This is a genomic window from Nocardiopsis sp. B62 (assembly GCF_018070675.1).
Lineage (GTDB): Bacteria > Actinomycetota > Actinomycetes > Streptosporangiales > Streptosporangiaceae > Nocardiopsis > Nocardiopsis prasina.
This window is the reverse complement of sequence record NZ_JAGPXK010000025.1, coordinates 68,594-86,043: the sequence shown is the minus strand read 5'-3', so window position 1 is coordinate 86,043 and position 17,450 is coordinate 68,594. Positions and strand designations below refer to the sequence as shown.

Here is a 17,450-nt window from a genome sequence, read left to right as displayed (position 1 = left end):
GTACGGGTGGGGTGTTCACGCGATGCTCTCCCTGGGTTCGAGTGCCGCCCGGACCTGTTCGACGGTCAGCCACGGCTGGGGGCTGAGCACCTTGGCCACCTGCGGCGCGAAGGTCGGGGAGGCCACGACCACGTCCGCGGTGGGTCCGTCCGCGACCACCTCGCCCTGGGCCATCACGACCACGCGGTCGGCGGCGCTGGCCACGAACTCCACGTCGTGGGTGGCCACCACCACCGAGCGCCCCTCGTCCGCGAGCTCCCGGGCGACCCGGGCGAAGCGGTCCTTGGCGTGGTAGTCCAGACCCCTTGTGGGCTCGTCCAACAGCACCACACGGGGCGCGGCCGTGAGCTGGACTGCCAGGACCAGGGCGAGCTTTTGCCCTTCGGACAGGTCCCCGGGGTGGCGGTCGTCGGGTACACCCGGGGCGATCCGGTCGAGGAGGGCGCGGCAGGTCCCGGGCCCGGCCGCGGACTCGGTGTCGCTCTGGGCGCACTCGGCGGCGACGGTGTCCAGGTACAGGAGGTCGGCGGCGGTCTGCGGAACCAACCCGACCCGTTCGCGTGCCTCCCTCGCGGAGAGCCCTCCGGGGTCCTCACCACCGGTCTCGACGGTGCCCGAACGGCGCGGTCCGGCGCCTTGGAGCGCCCACAGGAGCGACGACTTGCCGGAACCGTTGCGGCCCATGAGCGCGGTGACCTCCCCTGGGCGCAGGTCGAGGTCCACCTCGCGCACGGCGACCACCCGGCCGTAGGCCACGACCACCCCGCGCGCCCGCAGCACCGGGGTCTCCACGGGGACCTCGGAGCCTCCGCGTCGCGGCGGCACCGAGGGCATGCGCTCCGTGCCGGGGCCGGGGCGGGCGCCCACGAGGCGTTCGCGCAGCGGCGCGGCCCGGCGACGGGCGTCGCGCACCGACAGCGGGAGGGGCTCCCACCCGGCCAGTCTCCCGAGCCGGACCACCGGCGGGGCCACGTCGGCCCCGGCCATCATGGCGGCCGGTTCCCCGTGCGTGACCCGGCCGTCTCCGGACAGGTGCACGAGGCGGTCCGCGTACTGGAGGACCCGTTCCATGCGGTGTTCGGCGACCAGCACCGTGGTGCCCAGGTCGTGGACGAGCCGGATGACCGCCGCCAGGACCTCCTCCGCGGCCGTGGGGTCCAGGGCGGAGGTGGGTTCGTCGAGGACCAGGACGCGCGGGTGCGGGGTGAGGACGGCGCCGATCGCCACGCGCTGCTGCTGGCCGCCGGACAGGGTGCGCATGGACCGGTGCCGGAGCTCGGCGATCCCCAGCAGGTCCAGGGTCTCCTCGACCCGCTTGCGCATCACGTCGGCCGGGACTGCCAGCTGTTCCATCCCGTAGGCCAGTTCCTCCTCCACCGTGTCCGTGACGAACCCGGCCAGGGGGTCCTGCCCCACCACCCCGACCAGGTGCGCGAACTCCTGGGGCGGCCGGTCCGCGGTGCTCAGCCCGGTCACGGAGACACGACCGGCCAGGCGGCCTCCGGTGAACCTCGGGACCAGCCCGTTCACGGCGTTGAGCAGCGTTGACTTTCCCGCCCCGGTACGCCCGGTGACCAGGCAGAGCTCACCCTCCTCCACCGTCAGGTCCACCTCGTGCAGCGCGGGGTGCTCGGCACCCGTGTAGTGGAAGGTCACCGCGTCGAAGCGGATCATCGTGCGTGCTCCTGTTCGGTGTCGACCGGGAGGGGACCGGGTCCGAGCATGGTCGGGGGCGGCGGGGTGAGCCAGGCGGGCAGGACGGCCGCCAGGACCGCCAGTGCGGGCAGCAGGGTGAGTTCGGGCCAGGCGAGCGGGTTGAGCGAGGGGTACAGGCTGGCGGCGTCGACCCGGGTGGTGAGGTTGACGAGCAGCGCCGCCGCCGCACCGGAACCGGCCACCAGGAACTCGGCCGGGCGCCACCGGTCCGGCCGGTACCGGGTCCGCCGCACCCTGCGGCCGCCGAGCACGAACCCGGCGACGGCGAGCGTCAGCCCTGCGGCCATCCCCCACGTGCCCATGTGCGGCGAGGTACTGGCGTCCATCAGTCCGTACAGTCCGACGCACACGCCGACCAGCCCGCCGACGACCAGGAACCCGGTGACGAGGCGGGTGCGCGGCGGGGTGTCCCCCACCCGCCCGTATCCGTGCGAGGCCATCGCGGCGGCCAGGGCGAGGGAGCGGTTGAGGGCGTCCTCCAGCACGGGGATGACGATCCCGCGCAGCGCCCGGAAGCCCTTCTGGTGTCCGGCGCGCAGGCGGCGCGCCCGCCGCACCCGTCCCACGCTCTCCACGAGCTGGGGCGCGACGGTCATCGCGACCACGACCGACGTGCCCACCTCGTAGAGCGCGCCGGGGACCGACTTCAGGAGGCGTTTGGGGTTGGCCAGGGCGTTGGCGGCACCCACGCACAGCACCATGGTGGCCAGTCGGACGCCGTCGTACAGGCCGCTGAGCAGCTGTTCGAGTGCGACGGGTCCGAACAGTCTGATGCCGCCGGCCGTCTCGGGGAGGGGGATCTCCGGAAGGGTGAACAGGATGACATCCCCCTGCCCGCCGCCGAAGACCACCCGGAAGACCAGGCGGGACACGATGATGAACGCGCCCACGATCAGGTACATCCGGAAGGCCAGCGCCCAGGGGGCGTCCGTGCGGCGCCGTGCGACGACGTACCCGGCGGCGCAGGCGAACAGGACGAGCAGGAGGGGGTTGCTGGTCTGGCTGGCGGCGGCCGCCAGGCCCAGGGCCCAGATCCACCACGCCCCCGGGTGGAGGGCGCGCGGCAGGACGCGGGCCGGGCCCCGGAGCGGCGCCCGGGCCGGTGGCCCGTCGCCGCCCCGGAGCCTTACGGCGTCCGGGGACGGCCGGTCGTCGCCCAGGGTCACGTGCCGTGGGCCCCGCGGGCCTGACGGCGCTGCCAGGCGGTGGCGAGCCCGACCACGGCCAGGAGCAGTGCGGCCGCGCCGCCGAGGACGGTGCCCCAGGGCAGGTCGTCCGCGGGCTGGTTGCTGGCGAGCAGTTCGGTGTTGGCCGGGTCGTCGGCCCAGCCGGGGGCCTCCTCGGGCAGGTCGTCCGGGCCGGGGGCGGGCTCGTCGAACCCGGAGGGTTCCGCGTCTGGGTCGTCGTTGTTGTGGGCGGTGGCGGTGCGCTCGGACCCCCCGTCACCCTCGCCGCCCCGGTCGCCCGTGTCACCCTCGGTGTCGTCTCCGCTGTCCCCGGATCCGTCGCCTCCGCCTGACCCGCCGGACTCTCCGGGACCGTTCGGGGAACCGGCCGCGGTGCCTCCCGACCCCCCAGCTCCGCCGGTCGCGCCGCTGGATCCGCCACCGCCGGTGCCGGTGGAACCACCGCCGCCACCCCCGTCACCACCGCCGGTGCCACCTCCGCCGCTGCCGCCGCTGTTCGCGGGGCGGACGGGGTCGACGCGGGGCGGCGGGTTGCCGTCCTCGCTGCGGTTCAGGGAGAACGACCAGCCCTCGAAACTGCCCGGCGGCGGCTTGCGGTTCATGACCCCCCACTGGCTGTAGGTCCACGTGCCGTCGTTGGGCGCGTGCCAGTACGACCAGTAGGCGGAGGCCGGAGGGGTGTCGATGCAGGGCTCGGTGTCGGGCCCCGGTTTGCCCTCGATCCGGCAGATGAAGGCCTCGCCCCAGCGGTTGGTCCCCGTGATCTCGATGCCCGCGTTCTTCAGGGCGGAGTGACCGGTCTCCTGGTCGCCCGGCGCGCAGCGGACGATCGTCTCGCCGCCGAGTTCCTGGAAGTCGATGACCACGGTGACGCCGTCGGCGTCGGGGCAGTGGCCGGGGGTGCCCCGGCTGTGGTCGATCGCGAGGACGCCGTCGGCCGCCGGTTCGGCGAGCACGGCTCCTCCGGCCGCCCCCAGGACCACGAGGGCCGCGGCCGCCGCGCGGACGGCGCGGCCGAGACGACGGAACCGGGCCGTTCGCGGGGCGGGGGGTCGGGTGGGAGCCGGGGTGGGGACGGGGTTGGGGGTCATACCCGCTCGGCCTTTCTCCTGGTGGCGAGGTGGAGGGTGGCGCCGACGACGACCAGCACCAGTGCCGTGGCGACCAGTGCGGTGAGTCCGGCCCCGGTGATCGGGAGGCTCTTCTTCTCGGAGGTGTCCCCTGCCCTCGGCCCGTCGGCCGGTGGCCCGGCCGACGGTGGCGTGGACTCGGCGGTCGGCCGGGGCGAGGAGCCATCCGCGCCCGGGGGCCGCGGGTGCGTGGGCCGGACGACGGGGTCACCGGGCGCGCCCGGAGTGACGCTGGGGTTCGCCGTGGGGTCGGTCGGGACGACCGTGGGGCCGGGGCCGGTCGTGGGGCCGGGGCTGACGGTCGGCCGGTCGGTGGGGCCGGGACCATCGGTGTGGCTGATCCCGCCGAGCGGGACCTGGGCCAGTCCGAGGAGTGCCTGCGCGGAGGCGCGGCGCCACTGGTCGCGCTGCGTGTCGGGGATACCGCCGGCGAGCGCGGAGTCGAAGGAGTCCCGGTTGTAGGCGATGGTGCCCGCCTCGGCGGCGGCCGCTCCGGAGTCGGCGGTGAGCTGGTGACCGGCGATCCAGTCGGCGGCCGCGTCGGCGGCGGTGTGGAGTCCGCTGGCGGCCAGGGCCTGCGCGGCCAGCCCGGTGCTGTTGGTGTTGGAGGCGACTGTGGGCCCCGAGCCACCGAAGGAACCGTCCTCGCGCTGGATCTCCTCCAGCCACGCGGCGCCCCGGGAAGCGGCCTCGTCGGCGCCGTCGGCTCCGGCGTCGGCCGCCGCGAGGAGGGCCTGGACCGCCATGCCGGTGGAGTCGGGGTCCAGGACCGCGTTCTGCGCCTCGTCACAGGTCGCCGAGGGGGTGCCGAACTGGTCCGGTGACAGTCGGAAGCCGCCCGCGGCGCACTGCTGGCGGACGAGGAAGTCGACGGTCTCCTGCGGGGCGCCTCCGCTGCGGGCCAGGCCGAGCACGCCCAGGGACTGTCCGAAGGTGTTGCTGTTGTCGGTGCTGGTTCCCCGGTCCCGGATGCGTCCCTCGTGGGCGCCCGCGTCCGGTCCGGCGACGAGTTCGAGGGTCTCGGCGCGCATGTCGAAGCCGCCGAAGTCGGTGGGGTCGGCGTCGCTGATGACGGCGGCGTAGAGGATCTTGGCGGTGGCGCCGCCGATCCGCGCGTCGGAATCGGGGTCCCAGTCCTCGTAGCTGTTGTAACTGCGGACGTTGGCGGCGACGGCGGCGCTCACCTCCCTGGCGGTGGCCGGGTCGGCTCCGGTGGCCTCCAGGGCGATGAGGGCGTCGATGGTCAGACCCCAGTCGGGGTTGCCGCCGAAGGGCCCCGGGAGGGCTCCGTCCGCGACCTCCCCGGAGAGCCAGAGCGCGGCGTCGGCGGCCGCGGCGTCGTGTCGGGTATCGGCGGAGGCCGGGGCGAGGACCGCGGGGGGCAGCGCGGCGGGGATCAGGACCGCGACGGCACCGATGGACGCCAGGGCGAGGGGGAGGGTTCTTCGGGGGGACCGGGACACGTGGGGGGTCCTTCGAGGCGGGCCCGTGGGTGGGGGCTCGCCTCGAGGACACGGCGTCCCCGAAGGCAGGCCCCACCTGTAGACCGTGACAGTGGGTGACCGCTCTCGCGACCCAGGGCAGTCCGACTCGCGGTGGTCTCCCACCGCACACGGTTGCAGGTCAGCGCCGGATTCCCACCGGTCTTCCCCCTGGATCGCGACTATGCACTTATGTGTTCCTTATCCGCTGGAACGTCGTCATCGTACAGCAGCGCCCCCCGCACGCCTACGGTGCAGGCGCACCCGGGCAGGGTGCGCACGGACGGAAAACGGGTAACGGGCAGGCGTGGGCCCCAGAACCCCGCCGCTTCCCTCCTCACCCCCCGGAGTCCCCCTTGAAGCTGTACGCCGACACCCCCGTGCGAGCCAGTCTCCAGCTGATCTCGGACCTGTTCGCCCTGGTCTGGGTGGTCGTGTGGGTGCACGCCGCCCTGACCCTGCGCGAGGTCATCCTCTCCCTGAACCGCCCCGGTGAGCTAATGTCCAGCACCGGGGAGGGGTTCACCGAGCACATGAGCACCGCCGCCGAGAACGTCCGGCAGGTCCCGCTCGCCGGGGAGGCCCTGGCCACGCCCTTCGTGAACCTCAGCGAGACCGGTGCGACCCTGAGCGAGGCGGGGGACTCCTTCCAGGAGACCGTGGCCTCGCTCGCCGTCACCCTGCCGACGCTCGTGGCGGTGCTCCCGCTGTTCCTCATCGCCGCGACCTGGCTGCCCATGCGGGCCCGGTGGATCGGCCGGGCCACCGACACGAGGCGGCTCGACCGGCTGGCTCCGGAGGCCCGGACCCGGCTCCTCGCGCTGCGGGCCCTGACGTCGGCCTCCGCCACGAGACTCATGCGGGTGCACGACGACCCTGCCGGAGCCTGGAAGGAGAACGACCGGGCGGCGGTGGCCGGGTTGGCCGCGCTCGAGCTGCGGAGCCTGGGACTGCGCCAGGCCACCACGCGGGCGAAGAGGTCCTGACCTCGCGAACGCGGGCCGAGGCGGCCTCGGTCCGCCGCGCCTCCTCGCGGGCTCGGCCCGTACGGCCGCTCCGGCGGCGCGAACCCCGAGCACGCGTCCGGTTGCCGGGTGCCCGGACGCTGCGGACCAGCATGTGGAGACGCGCGACGGTCGGCTGCGCCAACTGGTGACCGACCGTCTCCGCGCCCTGGGACCCCCTTGTGGTCAGGGCCCGGTCAGGGCACCTGGTAGGCGGTGTCCCGGACGTCCGTGACCGCCATGTGGCCCGGGGCGTGCCCGATGGCGAACTCGGGAGCGGACGCCGTCACCGCCGCCTGCGGGGTGACACCGCAGGCCCAGAACACCGGCACCTCCCCCTCCCGGACCTCCACGGGGTCACCGTAGTCCGGCCGGTCCAGGTCGGTGATCCCCAGAGCGGCGGGGTCGCCCACGTGGACGGGTGCCCCGTGCACGGCCGGGTAGCGCGAGGTGATCCGCACGGCGTCGGCGACCTGCCCGGCCGGGATCGGGCGCATGGACACCACGAGGGGTCCCGAGAAGCGACCGGCCGGGCGGCACTCCCGGTTGGTCCGGTACATGGCCACGTTGCCGCCGGTCTCGATGTGGCGGACCGGCACCCCTGCCTCCAGGAGCGGGGTCTCGAAGGTGAAGCTGCACCCGATGAGGAAGGACACCAGGTCGTCCCGCCACAGGTCGGTGACGTCGGTGCGCTCCTCCACGAACTCGCCGTGGCGGTACACGCGGTAGGCGGGCAGGTCCGTGCGAAGGTCACCGTCGAACACCGAGGCCGACACCTCGCCGGGCTCGGTCACGTCGAGGACCGGGCAGGCCTTGGGGTTGCGCTGGGCGAACAGCAGGAAGTCGAACGCGAGGTCACGCGGGAGCGAGATCAGGTTGGCCTGCGCGTACCCGGGGCTGTAGCCGGAGGTGGGCACGCGCAGTCCGCCCCGGAACAGCGCCCGGGCCCGAGCGGGAGAGAGGTCGGCCGGGGACGGACCCTCGGGGCCGGTGCGGTCGGGTGCGTGGTTCATCGTTTCCAGGCCTCTCTCTTCACTGGGCGAGGTGATCACAGGACGAAGCGGATCCGGGTACCGGGGCGGGCCTGGGCGGCCTTGGGCAGGTCGGCGGAGCGCACCACCGCGATCACCGGGTACCCGCCGGTCACGGGGTGGTCCGCGAGGAACAGCACGGGTTCTCCGCCCGGGGGCACCTGAAGCGACCCGGCGACCATGCCCTCGCTGGGGAGTTCGCCCTCGCGGGAGCGTTCCAGGACAGGCCCGGCCAGCCGGGCGCCGACCCTGTCGCTCCGGGAGGTCACCTCGTACTCCCCGGAGAGCAGGGAAGTGACGGCGTGGTCGGTGAACCAGTCCTCGCGCGGGCCGAGGTCCACGCGGAGGTCGACCACGTCGCCGCCGACGGGCCGGACCGGGGCGTGGTCCAGGTGGGGCAGGGCGGCCGGGGCGGGGCCGACCGGCAGCAGGTCACCGGCGCCGGGCAGGGCGGGGCCGAGCCCGGCGAGCACGTCGGTGCTGCGCGAGCCGAGGACGGGCGGCACCGCGACTCCCCCTCGCACGGCCAGGTAGGACCGCAGACCGCGAGCGGGGATGCCCAGGGTGAGTTCGGCCCCGTCGGGCAGGTGCAGGACCTCGTTGACCGCCGCGCCGCGCCCGTCCACACGGACGGGGGTCTGCGCGCCGGTCACCGTGACCGTCACCGCCCCGCGCGCGCGGACCCGAAGGCCGCCGAGGGTGACCTCCAGGGCGGCCGCGCCCTCGGGGTTGGCCAGGAGCCGGTTGGCGAGGGCGTAGGAGGCGGCGTCGGCGGCGCCGGAGCGACCGACGCCCAGGGCGGCGTGGCCGAAGCGACCCGCGTCCTGGACGGTGGTCATCGGCCCGGTCGCCAGGATCTCCAGGGCCGCACCGGACGCACGGTCCGCCGTCCGGGCGGTGTGTTCCCGGGCTCCCGCCCCGGCGGAGGGCGCGGGCTGACCCGTGGCCTCGCGCGCCGAGGCGGTTTCGTCAGAGGTCACCGGCTTCACGAGACCTCCTCGAAGCGCACGCGGACGCCGGGGCGCAGCAGGCCGGGCGGGTCGCGGTCCAGGTCCCAGACCACGGCGTCGGTCCGGCCGAGCAGCTGCCAGCCACCGGGTGAGCTGCGCGGGTACACCCCGGTGAACTCCCCCGCCAGGGCCACGGAGCCCTTGGGGACGCGAGTGCGGGCCTCGCCCCGGCGGGGCACGTGCAGGCGCGGGTCGTCGCCGACCATGTAGCCGAAGCCGGGCGCGAACCCGCAGAACGCGACCGTCCACGTCGCGGCGGTGTGGGCGCGCACCACCTCAAGGGGGCTGAGGCCGGTGAGTTCGGCGATGTCGTCGAGGTCCTCCCCGTCGTAGTGGACGGGGATGGTGACGGTCTCCCCCACCCCACGGCTCACTCCGGCGGTCAGGGGCAGCCCGGTGACGGCCTCGGCGACGTGCGCCGGGTCGGTGCCGGGTTCCAGCCGCAGCAGGACGGTACGGGCGGCCGGGACGACGTCGGCGACGCCGGGCAACGGTTCCGCTTCCAGGGCTGCGCCGAGGGCGATCACCTGCGAGAGGTCGGCGACCTCCACCAGGACCCCGGTGTCTGCGCACTTCAGGACGCGCACGGACGACTCCAAATCGGGACGGGCTCGGTCAGTCGGACTGGGCGGAACCGGCGAAGGGCGCGATGCTCACGCCCTCTGAACGCAGCAGCTCGGCCACGGCGCGGGCGATGTCCACCGCTCCGGGGCTGTCGCCGTGCACGCACAGGGAGTCGGCCCGCACGAGGATCTCGGTACCGTCCACCGCCTCGATGGGTTCGCCCCTGGCGATGCGCAGACAGCGGGCGGCGATGGCCTCGGGGTCGTGCAGGACGGCCCCGGGCTCGCGGCGTGAGACCAGGGTGCCGTCCGGCGTGTACGCGCGGTCGGCGAAGGCCTCGCGGTAGGTGGGCAGCCCCGCTCTGTCGGCCTGTTCGAGGAAGCTCGACCCGGGCAGGCCGAGCACCGGCAGGTCCGGGTCGAAGGCGCGGACGGCCTCGACGACCGCCGCGGCCTGCTCCTCGTGGTGGACGATCGCGTTGTACAAGGCGCCGTGCGGCTTGACGTAGCGGACACGCTCGCCGGTCAGCGCGGTGAAGGCCGACAGCGCACCGAGCTGGTACAGCACCTCGTCGGTGAGTTCGGCGGGCGGGACGTCCACGAAGCGGCGCCCGAACCCGGCCAGGTCCCGGTAGGCCACGTGTCCGCCGACGGCCACCCCGCGCGCGGCGGCCTCGGCCGTGGTGCGCCGAAGGACCGAAGGGTCACCGGCGTGGAATCCGCAGGCCACGTTGGCGCTGGTCACGATGGACAGCAGCGCCTGGTCGTCCCCGAGTTCCCAGCGGCCGAAGCTCTCGCCGAGGTCGGAGTTGAGGTCGATGCGCACGTGCTCCTCCTAGTTCTCGTACCCCTTGGTGGCGACGCCACCCGCGGGGGGGGCGCCCCCACCACTGTGCCCGAGGGGCGGTGTTCCGGGCCCCGGAGCGGTGGCCGCCGCTCCGGAACGCTGTCTGCTACTGCCAGAGCGCGGCGATCCCGCCCAGGGCGTTGACCGCCATGTAGACGGTGAGAAGCCAGGCGGCGACGCCGATGACCAGCAGCCAGCGCGGGTAGCGGTAACCGTTGAGCAGGGTCTTCGAGTGACGGGCGGCCACCCACAGGAGGAGGCCGAGGCCGACCGGCAGGATGACGCCGTTGAGGGCGCCCGCCATGACCAGCAGGGTGCCCGGCGCCTGCCCGGAGACCAGGTAGATCGCCAGGGAGATGCCGATGAAGCCGGTGACCAGCTTGCCCTTGTGCCGCTCCAGCCACGGCGAGAACGTGGTGACGAAGGAGATGGAGGTGTAGGAGGCGCCGATCACGGAGCTGACGGCGGCCGCCCACATGATCATGCCGAACAGTCGCATGCCGACCTCTCCGGCGGCCTGGTAGAAGGCCTCAGCGGAGGGGTTGGGCGCGTCCATGATAGCGACGCCTCCGGCGACCACGCCCAGGATCGCGAGGAAGAGGAGGACCCGCATGAGACCGGTGACGATGATGCCGGTGACGGAGGTCTGGGTGATGGCGGCAATGTTCTCGCGGCCGCCCATGCCGTTCTCGATGAGCCGGTGGGCACCGGCGTAGGTGATGTAGCCACCCACGGTGCCGCCGATGATGGTGATGGTGGCGAGGAAGAGGTCGCTGCTGGCCGCCTCGGGCAGGACCGACTGGCGCAGGGCGTCGCCCACGGGCGGGCTGGACACGAGGGCCACGTACGCGGTGAGGGCGATCATCATGACGCCGAGGACCACGAGGATGCGGTCCAGGGCCACGCCGAGCCGCTTGACGGCCAGGATGACGATGGCGACGAGAGCGGAGATCGCGGCGCCCACGCGCGGGTCGAGCCCGATCATGGCGTCGAGGCCCAGACCGGTACCGGCGATGTTGCCGACGTTGAAGATCAGGCCGCCGAAGACGATGAGGACGGCGAGCAGGTAACCGGCCCCCGGCAGGACCTTGTTGGCCAGATCCTGGGCGCGCATGTTGGAGACGCCGATGACGCGCCAGATGTTCAGCTGCACGGCGATGTCGACCAGGATCGACACGAGGATCGCGAAGGCGAACGCGGCGCCGAGCTGGGCCGTGAAGGTCGTGGTCTGGGTGATGAACCCGGGTCCGATGGCGCTGGTGGCCATCAGGAACATGGCTCCGAGGAGACCGCTGCTCAGAGTGACTCTGCCAAGCCTCGGACGCACCTTCTGCTGCGGTGCGGGGGGCGTTTCGCCCATGGCTGACTCTCCAGGTGTCCGGGAGGGTTGTGACGCCAACCTCATTGTTGGATTGTTGAACAATACTGCAATCCTGCACCTCAAGTAAGGCACGGATAAGTAAAATCGCGAACCCCCGGTACGTAACATTGGTGGGACCACCCCGTCTCCGGTGTGGGCGCACGAGACAGGCGGAGGGCTCACGTGACGGCGACAGAGGACCACATCGACCGGTTGCCCGCACCCGCCCTGGCCCGGCCGACCAGTCAGGCGGAACGCGTCGCCGACCTGCTCCGCACCTTCGTCATCGACGGCGAACTGGCCCCCGGCGTGCGCCTGTCCGAGGAGAAGCTCAGCCGCAAGTACGAGGTCTCCCGCAACACCCTGCGCGAGGCCTTCCGGCTCCTGAGCCACGAACGCCTGCTCGTGCACCACATGCACCGCGGGGTGTTCGTCAGCCGCCCCACCAGCGAGGACGTCCGCGATCTGTTCAATGCGCGGCGGTCCCTGGAACTTCCCGCCGTGCGCGGAGCGGCCCACGCCCCCGCTGACCTGGTACGCGCCGTGGGCTCCGCCGTCGACGAGGGCGAGTGGGCCCGGGCCCGGGAGGACTGGTGGCGGATGGGCAGCGCGAACATGCGCTTCCACGAGGCGCTCGCGGCCCTGGCGAGCAGTGCCCGGGTGAACGAGTTCATGCGCCAGGTCCTGGCCGAGACCCGCCTGGTCTTCCACGTGATGGCCGCGCCCCGTGAGTTCCACGACCCCTACCTCAAGTGGAACCGGCGCATCCACCTGGCGCTGGCCGACGGGAACGCCGACACCGCCGCCACCGAACTCGGCGCTTACCTGGACACCTCCGAGGAGCAGTTGGTGACCGCGTTCACCGCGATGGAGACGGGATCCCGGAGCCCGAACCCGAAGGTCTGAGGGCGGCGCGCGGAGCTGCGGGAACCACCCCTGCCAGAGGTCCCGAAGTGCCAGAATGGGCCCCGTAATGGAACTGAACGGACGCCCCGTCAGCGCGGGAGAACTCTCAGGCCTCGCCCTGTACGGCTACGGGCACTTCACGACCATGCTCGTCACCGACCTGCGGGTGCGCGGACTCGACCTGCACATGCAACGGCTCACCCGGGACTGTGCGGCCCTCTTCGACGCCGAGCTCGACGTCCCACGCGTACGTGAACTCGCCCGCCGCGCGGCCCGCGCCCATCCCTCTCCGTGCGTGGTGCGGGTGACCGTGCACGACCCGGAGATCGACCTGGGCCGCCCCGCGGCTCGGACCATGCCCCAGATCCTGGTCTCCACGCGCCCCGCGCCGGTGTCGGTCCCGCCGCCGGTCCACCTCGGCACACGTCAGTTCACCCGGGACGCCCCCGACATCAAGGGCACCGGGCTGTTCGGGGTGATCCGGCAGCGGCGCGCCGCCCAGCTGGACGGACTGGACGACGCCCTCTTCATGGGGGTGGACGGCCGCGTCTCCGAAGGCCCCACCTGGAACATCGGTTTCCTGGACGGCGAAGGGCTGGTCTGGCCCCAGGCGCCCTGCCTGGAGGGGGTGACGGCGCGCCTGGTCGACCGGGTCGCCGGGTCACTCGGGGTCCCTGTCTCCACCCGTCCCCTGGCCGCCGTCGCGGCCACCAGGATGCGGGGGGCCTTCGTCACCAACGCAGCCACCGGGGTGCGTCCGGTGGCCTCGATCGACGGGGTCGACCTGCCCCGGCCCGGGCTCTCGCTGAGGATCGCCCGGGCCTACCAGGAGCTGCCCGGCGACCCGCTCTAGCGGGGCCGGGCCGCGCGGCCCGGCCACCACAGGCGCGGGCCCACGTCCAGGGAGAGGGCGGGCACGAGCAGCGTCCGCACCAGCAGGGCGTCCACCAGCACGCCGAAGGCGACCAGGAAGGCCAGCTGCAACAGGAACAGCAGCGGGATCACGGCCAGCGCGGCGAAGGTGGCCGCCAGCACCACCCCGGCCGAGGTGATCACCCCGCCGGTCACTGTGAGCGCCCGCAGGACCCCCTCCCGGTGCCCGTGCACGAGGGTCTCCTCACGGGCGCGGGACATCAGGAAGATGCTGTAGTCGATCCCCAGCGCCACCAGGAAGACGAAGGCGAACAGCGGCACCACCGGATCGGCGCCCGGCAGCCCGAGGACGTGGTCGAACACCAGGGTGCCGACGCCCAGGGCGGCGGCGAAGGAGAGCACGTTGGCGGCCATCAGGAGCAGCGGCGCCACCAGCGACCGCAGCAGCGGGATCAGCACCAGGAAGACCACCAGCGTCACCAGTGGGACGACCACCACGAAGTCCCGCTGCGCGGTCTCCAGGGTGTCGAGGTCGGTGGCGCTCACTCCGCCCACCAGCGCGTCGGCCCCCTCGACCGCGTCCAGTTCGGCGCGCAGGTCGCGAACGGCCTCCACCGCCTCCGGGGACTCCGGATCGGCGGACAGCACCACCTCGACCAGGACCCGGCCGTCCTCCACGAGAGGTTCGCCCTCCGCACCGGGCGGACCGGGTTCGGTGACCGGCACCGCCCCCTCCACCTGGGGAACCCGCTCGGACGCGGCGACCACCTCGTCCAGGCGGCTCTCCTGGGCGACCACGAGGGCGGGCGCCGCGCTGGAGTCGGAGCCGAACCCCCGGGTCAGGGTCTCCTGTCCGTCCACGGCCTCGACCTCGGTGCGGAAGACCTCCGCCTGGCCGGTGCCCTGGGCGCTGAACTGCGGCGCGAACACGGCGGCCGCGAGCAGCAGGGCGGCGGTGCCCAGCCAGTAGGCGCGCGGGCGGCGGGAGACCGTGGCGGCGATCCGCCCCCAGAGCGGGTGCTGGCGCAGGACCTCGTCGGTGGTGTTCCCGGACTCCTCGCGGACGCGGTGCGGGGCGCTGGGCCAGAAGGCGGCGCGCCCGCACAGCGCGAGGGCGGCGGGGAGGAAGGTCATGGCGGCGAGCATCGCGGCGGCCACTCCGAGGGCGACCACCGGGCCCAGGCTGCGTGTGGAGGCGAGGTCTGCGGCGAGCAGGCAGAGCACCCCGAGGATCACGGTTCCGCCGGAGGCCAGGACCGGTCCGGTGACCCCCCGGACCGCGGCGAGCACCGCGTCGGGCACCCGTTCCCGGGCGGCCAGCTCCTCTCGGTAGCGGGCGACCAGCAGCAGCGCGTAGTCGGTGCAGGCGCCCACGACGAGGATGAACAGGATGCCCTGGCTCTGGCCGTTGAGGCTGACCAGCCCGGCGTCGGCCGCCGCGTAGACCAGCGCGCCGGACAGCCCGAGGGCCAGGAGCGAGGCGAGGATCACCAGGGCCGGCAGCAGGGGTGACCGGTAGACCGCCACGAGGATGACCAGGACCGCGACGACAGCCACGATGAGCAGGGTGGAGTCGATGCCGCCGAAGGCCGCCACAAGGTCCGCCGCGTAGCCCGCGGGCCCGGTGACCTGCGCCTGGACCCCGTCCGGGGAGTGGTCGGCCAGGAGTTCCCGGAGTTCGGTCACGGAGTCACCGGTGTCGTTCTCCGAGGCGATCGGCACGATCAGCTGGGCTACGGAGGGGTCCTCGGTGCCGGGCACGGGACCGACGACCTCACCGGAGACCCACGACTGCTCCCCGATCCGCTCCCCGAGTGTGCCCACGTCGGTGAGCTGGGTCTCGGTGAGCTCCTGGTCGGCGGACAGGACCACGATCGCCGGGACGGTGTCGCCGCGGTCGAACTCCTCGGCCAGCTCACCGGCCTCGGTCGACTCGGCCCCGACCGGCAGGAAGGCGCCGGGGTCGTTGGTCTGCACCTCGCCGAGTTTGCCGAGGAAGGCGCCGAGCGGGCCCGCTCCGAGCAGCCACACCAGGCTGACCAGTAGTGCGGCGCCGACCCACCAACGGGATCGTCTGGCCGGGGGTTCGTGTCGTGTCGGCAACGTGGGAAGTCCTTCCGGGCCCGCGTCCAGTGGACGCGCGGCCCCAACTGTGTCCAAATGACTCGGAAACCGAGTCTCTCGGATTTCTAGCTAATTCTTCCCACAACGTAGCGCACCCCGGCGGTGCTCCTCCATCGGGGCTCAGGTCCCGGCCGTCACCTCGGCGTCCTCCTCCGCGCGGGCCGCGATGTTGCTCGCCATCGAGCCGAAGACGATTCCGTGGAAGGGCGTGACCGCCTTCCAGTACAGGTGGCCAGCCAGCCCCCTCGGATGGAACAGGGCGCGCTGGCAGTAGACCGTGCGCCCCTCCAGACGCGCCACACGCAGTTCCAGCCAGGCGGGGCCGGGCAGGCGCATCTCCGCGCGCAGCCGCAGCAGTTCGCCCGGGATGATCTCCTCCACCCGCCAGAAGTCCAGGGAGTCCCCCACCCGCAGGCGTTCGGGGTCGCGTCGCCCGCGCCGGGGTCCCACTCCGCCCACGGCGAGGTCGATCCATCCCCTGGCCGCCCAGGCCAGCGGCCACGAGTACCAGCCGCGATCGCCCCCGATGCCCTCGATCACCCGCCACAGGCTCTCCGGGGAGCCGTCCACGTACCGGGCCCGCCGGTCGGTGTACAGGCTGCCCCCGGTCCAGTCGGGGTCGCTGGGCAACGGGTCGGAGGGAGCGCTGGGCCAGGCCGCGGAGGACCAACGCGTGTCCACGCGGTCCTCGTCGATCCGCCGCAGCGCCAGGCGCACCGCCTCGTCGAACCCGAGCCGCCGCTCGTCCGGCAGCTCGCGCGCCAGGTCGTTCTCCGCCATCACCGCGTCGTGCCGCAACGACTCCACCAGCGGCCGGGCCACCGAGGGCGGCACCGGTGTGATGAGGCCGACCCACAGACTCGACAGTCCCGGGGACAGCACGGGAACCGGGACGATCAGCCGTTTGGCCAGCCCCGCCACGGTGGCGAACCGTTGGATCATCTCGGCGTAGCTGAGGACCTCCGGCCCGCCGATGTCGAAGGTGCGGTTGGTCCCCTCGGGGAGCTCGTCCGCGCGCACCAGCAGGCGGAGCACGTCCCGCACGGCGATCGGCTGCACCCGGCTGCGCACCCACCGGGGCGTGGTCATCGCCGGGAGCCGTTCCGTCAGGTGGCGGAGCATCTCGAAGGACGCCGACCCCGACCCCAGGATGACGGCGGCCCGCAGCACCACCGCGGGCACCGACGCCTCCAGGAGGATCCGCCCGACCTCCTCCCTGGAGGCCATGTGCTCCGACAGCTCCGTGCCCTCCGGGGCCAGGCCCCCGAGGTAGACGATCCGCCCCGTCCCCGCCTGCCCGGCCGCCTCCGCGAAGCGCCGAGCCCCCTCGGCGTCGGTCCGCACGAAGTCCTTGCCACCGCTCATGGAGTGCACGAGGTAGTACGCCACGTCCGCGCCGGACAACGCCTCGGCCAGCCCCTCACCCGAGACCACGTCGCCCCGGACCACCTCCACCCGGTCGCGCCACGGTTGGTCGCGCAGCTTCTCGGGAGTGCGGGCCAGGCAGCGGACCCGGTACCCGGCGGCCAGGAGTTGCGGGACGAGCCGTCCGCCGATGTAGCCGCTGGCTCCGGTCACCAGGGCCAGCCGCCCTGAGGGCGCGCTCATCCGCGACGCTCCTCGGGGCTGTCCTCGCGCTCACGCGCGGATCGCGGCCCGGGCACGCCGTGGTCGGTGCGTTCGTCGGCCGAGGCACCGGCCGCGCCCTCCGCGCTCGCGCGCTCGGCGTCCGCTCCGCCCTCGTCCGCCCCCTCGCCGCGGTGCCGGTACCGCCGGAACGGGTTGTCCGCCGGGAGGTTCCCGGTGAACCGGCCGTACATGCCGAAGGTGATCAGGACCAGACCCACCACGTAACTGAAGATCACGTTGGGGACGCTGAAGGCCAGGATGTTGAAGTCGGTGCTCATCAGGACCAGGTTCACGAGGCCACTGACCAGGAAGGCCCCGCCGACAGTGACGCACACCGTCGACGCGAACTTGCCGCCCAGGATCGCCGCGCCCACCAGCAGCGAGCCGAACGCGATGGACAGGAAGCTGAGCGCGCCGTTCGTGGACAACCCGGCGACCACCTCGCCCTGCGTGTCGAACAGCGGAAGTCTGATCGTCATGCCCGCGCTGCCGAAGCCCACCAGGACCAGTCCGGTGAGCCCGGCCCCGAACCGATAGACGTGATCCAACCGCCGGTCCGCCCGGCGCGTGGTGTCCAGATCCATGTCGT

General features: G+C 73.4%; 15 protein-coding genes and 1 riboswitch. Of the genes, 3 read left to right on the top strand and 12 right to left on the bottom strand.

The annotated features are described in order from the left end of the window. Window positions 1–15: 15 nt before the first annotated feature. Genes KBX21_RS21755 through KBX21_RS21740 form a run of 4 tightly spaced genes read right to left on the bottom strand, consistent with a single transcriptional unit; the run spans window position 16 to window position 5,496 of the window. Window positions 16–1,674: an ABC transporter ATP-binding protein gene (locus KBX21_RS21755; RefSeq protein WP_210843360.1), complete on the bottom strand. Its 1,659-nt coding sequence runs from the start codon at window positions 1,672–1,674 to the stop codon at window positions 16–18. Further along, a complete protein-coding gene (locus KBX21_RS21750) occupies window positions 1,671–2,882 on the bottom strand; it encodes a CbiQ family ECF transporter T component (protein ID WP_307869247.1) in 1,212 nt (403 codons plus the stop codon). The genes KBX21_RS21755 and KBX21_RS21750 overlap by 4 nt, the downstream gene beginning before the upstream one ends. Continuing rightward, a complete protein-coding gene (locus KBX21_RS21745; protein WP_210843353.1) occupies window positions 2,879–3,994 on the bottom strand; it encodes an ABC transporter substrate-binding protein in 1,116 nt (371 codons plus the stop codon). The genes KBX21_RS21750 and KBX21_RS21745 overlap by 4 nt, the downstream gene beginning before the upstream one ends. Continuing rightward, the gene (locus KBX21_RS21740; RefSeq protein WP_210843351.1) at window positions 3,991–5,496 is read right to left on the bottom strand and encodes a prenyltransferase/squalene oxidase repeat-containing protein; all 1,506 of its coding nucleotides are present in this window, start codon (window positions 5,494–5,496) and stop codon (window positions 3,991–3,993) included. Before KBX21_RS21740 ends, KBX21_RS21745 begins: the two co-directional genes overlap by 4 nt. A gap of 115 nt (window positions 5,497–5,611) precedes the next feature. Beyond that, a riboswitch (cobalamin riboswitch) is annotated at window positions 5,612–5,687 on the bottom strand. Window positions 5,688–5,870: 183 nt separating this feature from the next. Between KBX21_RS21740 and KBX21_RS21735 the strand changes: the two genes are divergently transcribed. Next, entirely contained in the window at window positions 5,871–6,500 is a 630-nt protein-coding gene (locus KBX21_RS21735) for a hypothetical protein (protein WP_049573468.1), read from the top strand. 215 nt (window positions 6,501–6,715) lie between these two features. On the opposite strand, the gene KBX21_RS21730 is transcribed toward KBX21_RS21735, so the two are convergent. The 5 genes from KBX21_RS21730 to KBX21_RS21710 form a co-directional block, all read right to left on the bottom strand. Beyond that, window positions 6,716–7,531: a putative hydro-lyase gene (locus tag KBX21_RS21730; RefSeq protein ID WP_049573469.1), complete on the bottom strand. Its 816-nt coding sequence runs from the start codon at window positions 7,529–7,531 to the stop codon at window positions 6,716–6,718. A 35-nt stretch (window positions 7,532–7,566) separates the two neighbouring features. Beyond that, window positions 7,567–8,388, bottom strand: coding sequence for a biotin-dependent carboxyltransferase family protein (locus tag KBX21_RS21725; protein ID WP_247666138.1), 822 nt, complete (start codon window positions 8,386–8,388; stop codon window positions 7,567–7,569). A 146-nt stretch (window positions 8,389–8,534) separates the two neighbouring features. Continuing rightward, entirely contained in the window at window positions 8,535–9,146 is a 612-nt protein-coding gene (locus tag KBX21_RS21720) for an allophanate hydrolase subunit 1 (RefSeq protein ID WP_049573470.1), read from the bottom strand. A 28-nt stretch (window positions 9,147–9,174) separates the two neighbouring features. After that, window positions 9,175–9,948 (bottom strand): LamB/YcsF family protein, encoded by a 774-nt coding sequence (locus tag KBX21_RS21715; protein WP_210843340.1) that lies wholly within the window; start codon window positions 9,946–9,948, stop codon window positions 9,175–9,177. 127 nt (window positions 9,949–10,075) lie between these two features. After that, entirely contained in the window at window positions 10,076–11,329 is a 1,254-nt protein-coding gene (locus KBX21_RS21710) for an NRAMP family divalent metal transporter (RefSeq protein ID WP_049573474.1), read from the bottom strand. Between the two features lie 183 nt (window positions 11,330–11,512). Between KBX21_RS21710 and KBX21_RS21705 the strand changes: the two genes are divergently transcribed. Both KBX21_RS21705 and KBX21_RS21700 read left to right on the top strand, forming a co-directional pair. Beyond that, window positions 11,513–12,235, top strand: coding sequence for a GntR family transcriptional regulator (locus tag KBX21_RS21705; protein WP_049573476.1), 723 nt, complete (start codon window positions 11,513–11,515; stop codon window positions 12,233–12,235). Window positions 12,236–12,302: 67 nt separating this feature from the next. Further along, entirely contained in the window at window positions 12,303–13,088 is a 786-nt protein-coding gene (locus KBX21_RS21700; protein WP_210843338.1) for an aminotransferase class IV, read from the top strand. On the opposite strand, the gene KBX21_RS21695 is transcribed toward KBX21_RS21700, so the two are convergent. The 3 genes from KBX21_RS21695 to KBX21_RS21685 all read right to left on the bottom strand — a co-directional run bounded on the left by KBX21_RS21695 (window position 13,085) and on the right by KBX21_RS21685 (window position 17,445). Then, window positions 13,085–15,211 carry an MMPL family transporter gene (locus tag KBX21_RS21695; RefSeq protein ID WP_210843336.1) on the bottom strand — a complete coding sequence of 709 codons (2,127 nt, stop codon included), beginning with the start codon at window positions 15,209–15,211 and terminating at the stop codon, window positions 13,085–13,087. The two genes, KBX21_RS21700 and KBX21_RS21695, sit on opposite strands and share 4 nt — an antisense overlap. A gap of 141 nt (window positions 15,212–15,352) precedes the next feature. Beyond that, window positions 15,353–16,840 (bottom strand): SDR family oxidoreductase, encoded by a 1,488-nt coding sequence (locus tag KBX21_RS21690; protein WP_210843334.1) that lies wholly within the window; start codon window positions 16,838–16,840, stop codon window positions 15,353–15,355. Beyond that, window positions 16,837–17,445, bottom strand: coding sequence for a DUF4383 domain-containing protein (locus KBX21_RS21685; protein WP_049573490.1), 609 nt, complete (start codon window positions 17,443–17,445; stop codon window positions 16,837–16,839). Before KBX21_RS21685 ends, KBX21_RS21690 begins: the two co-directional genes overlap by 4 nt. Between the last annotated feature and the right edge of the window lie 5 nt (window positions 17,446–17,450).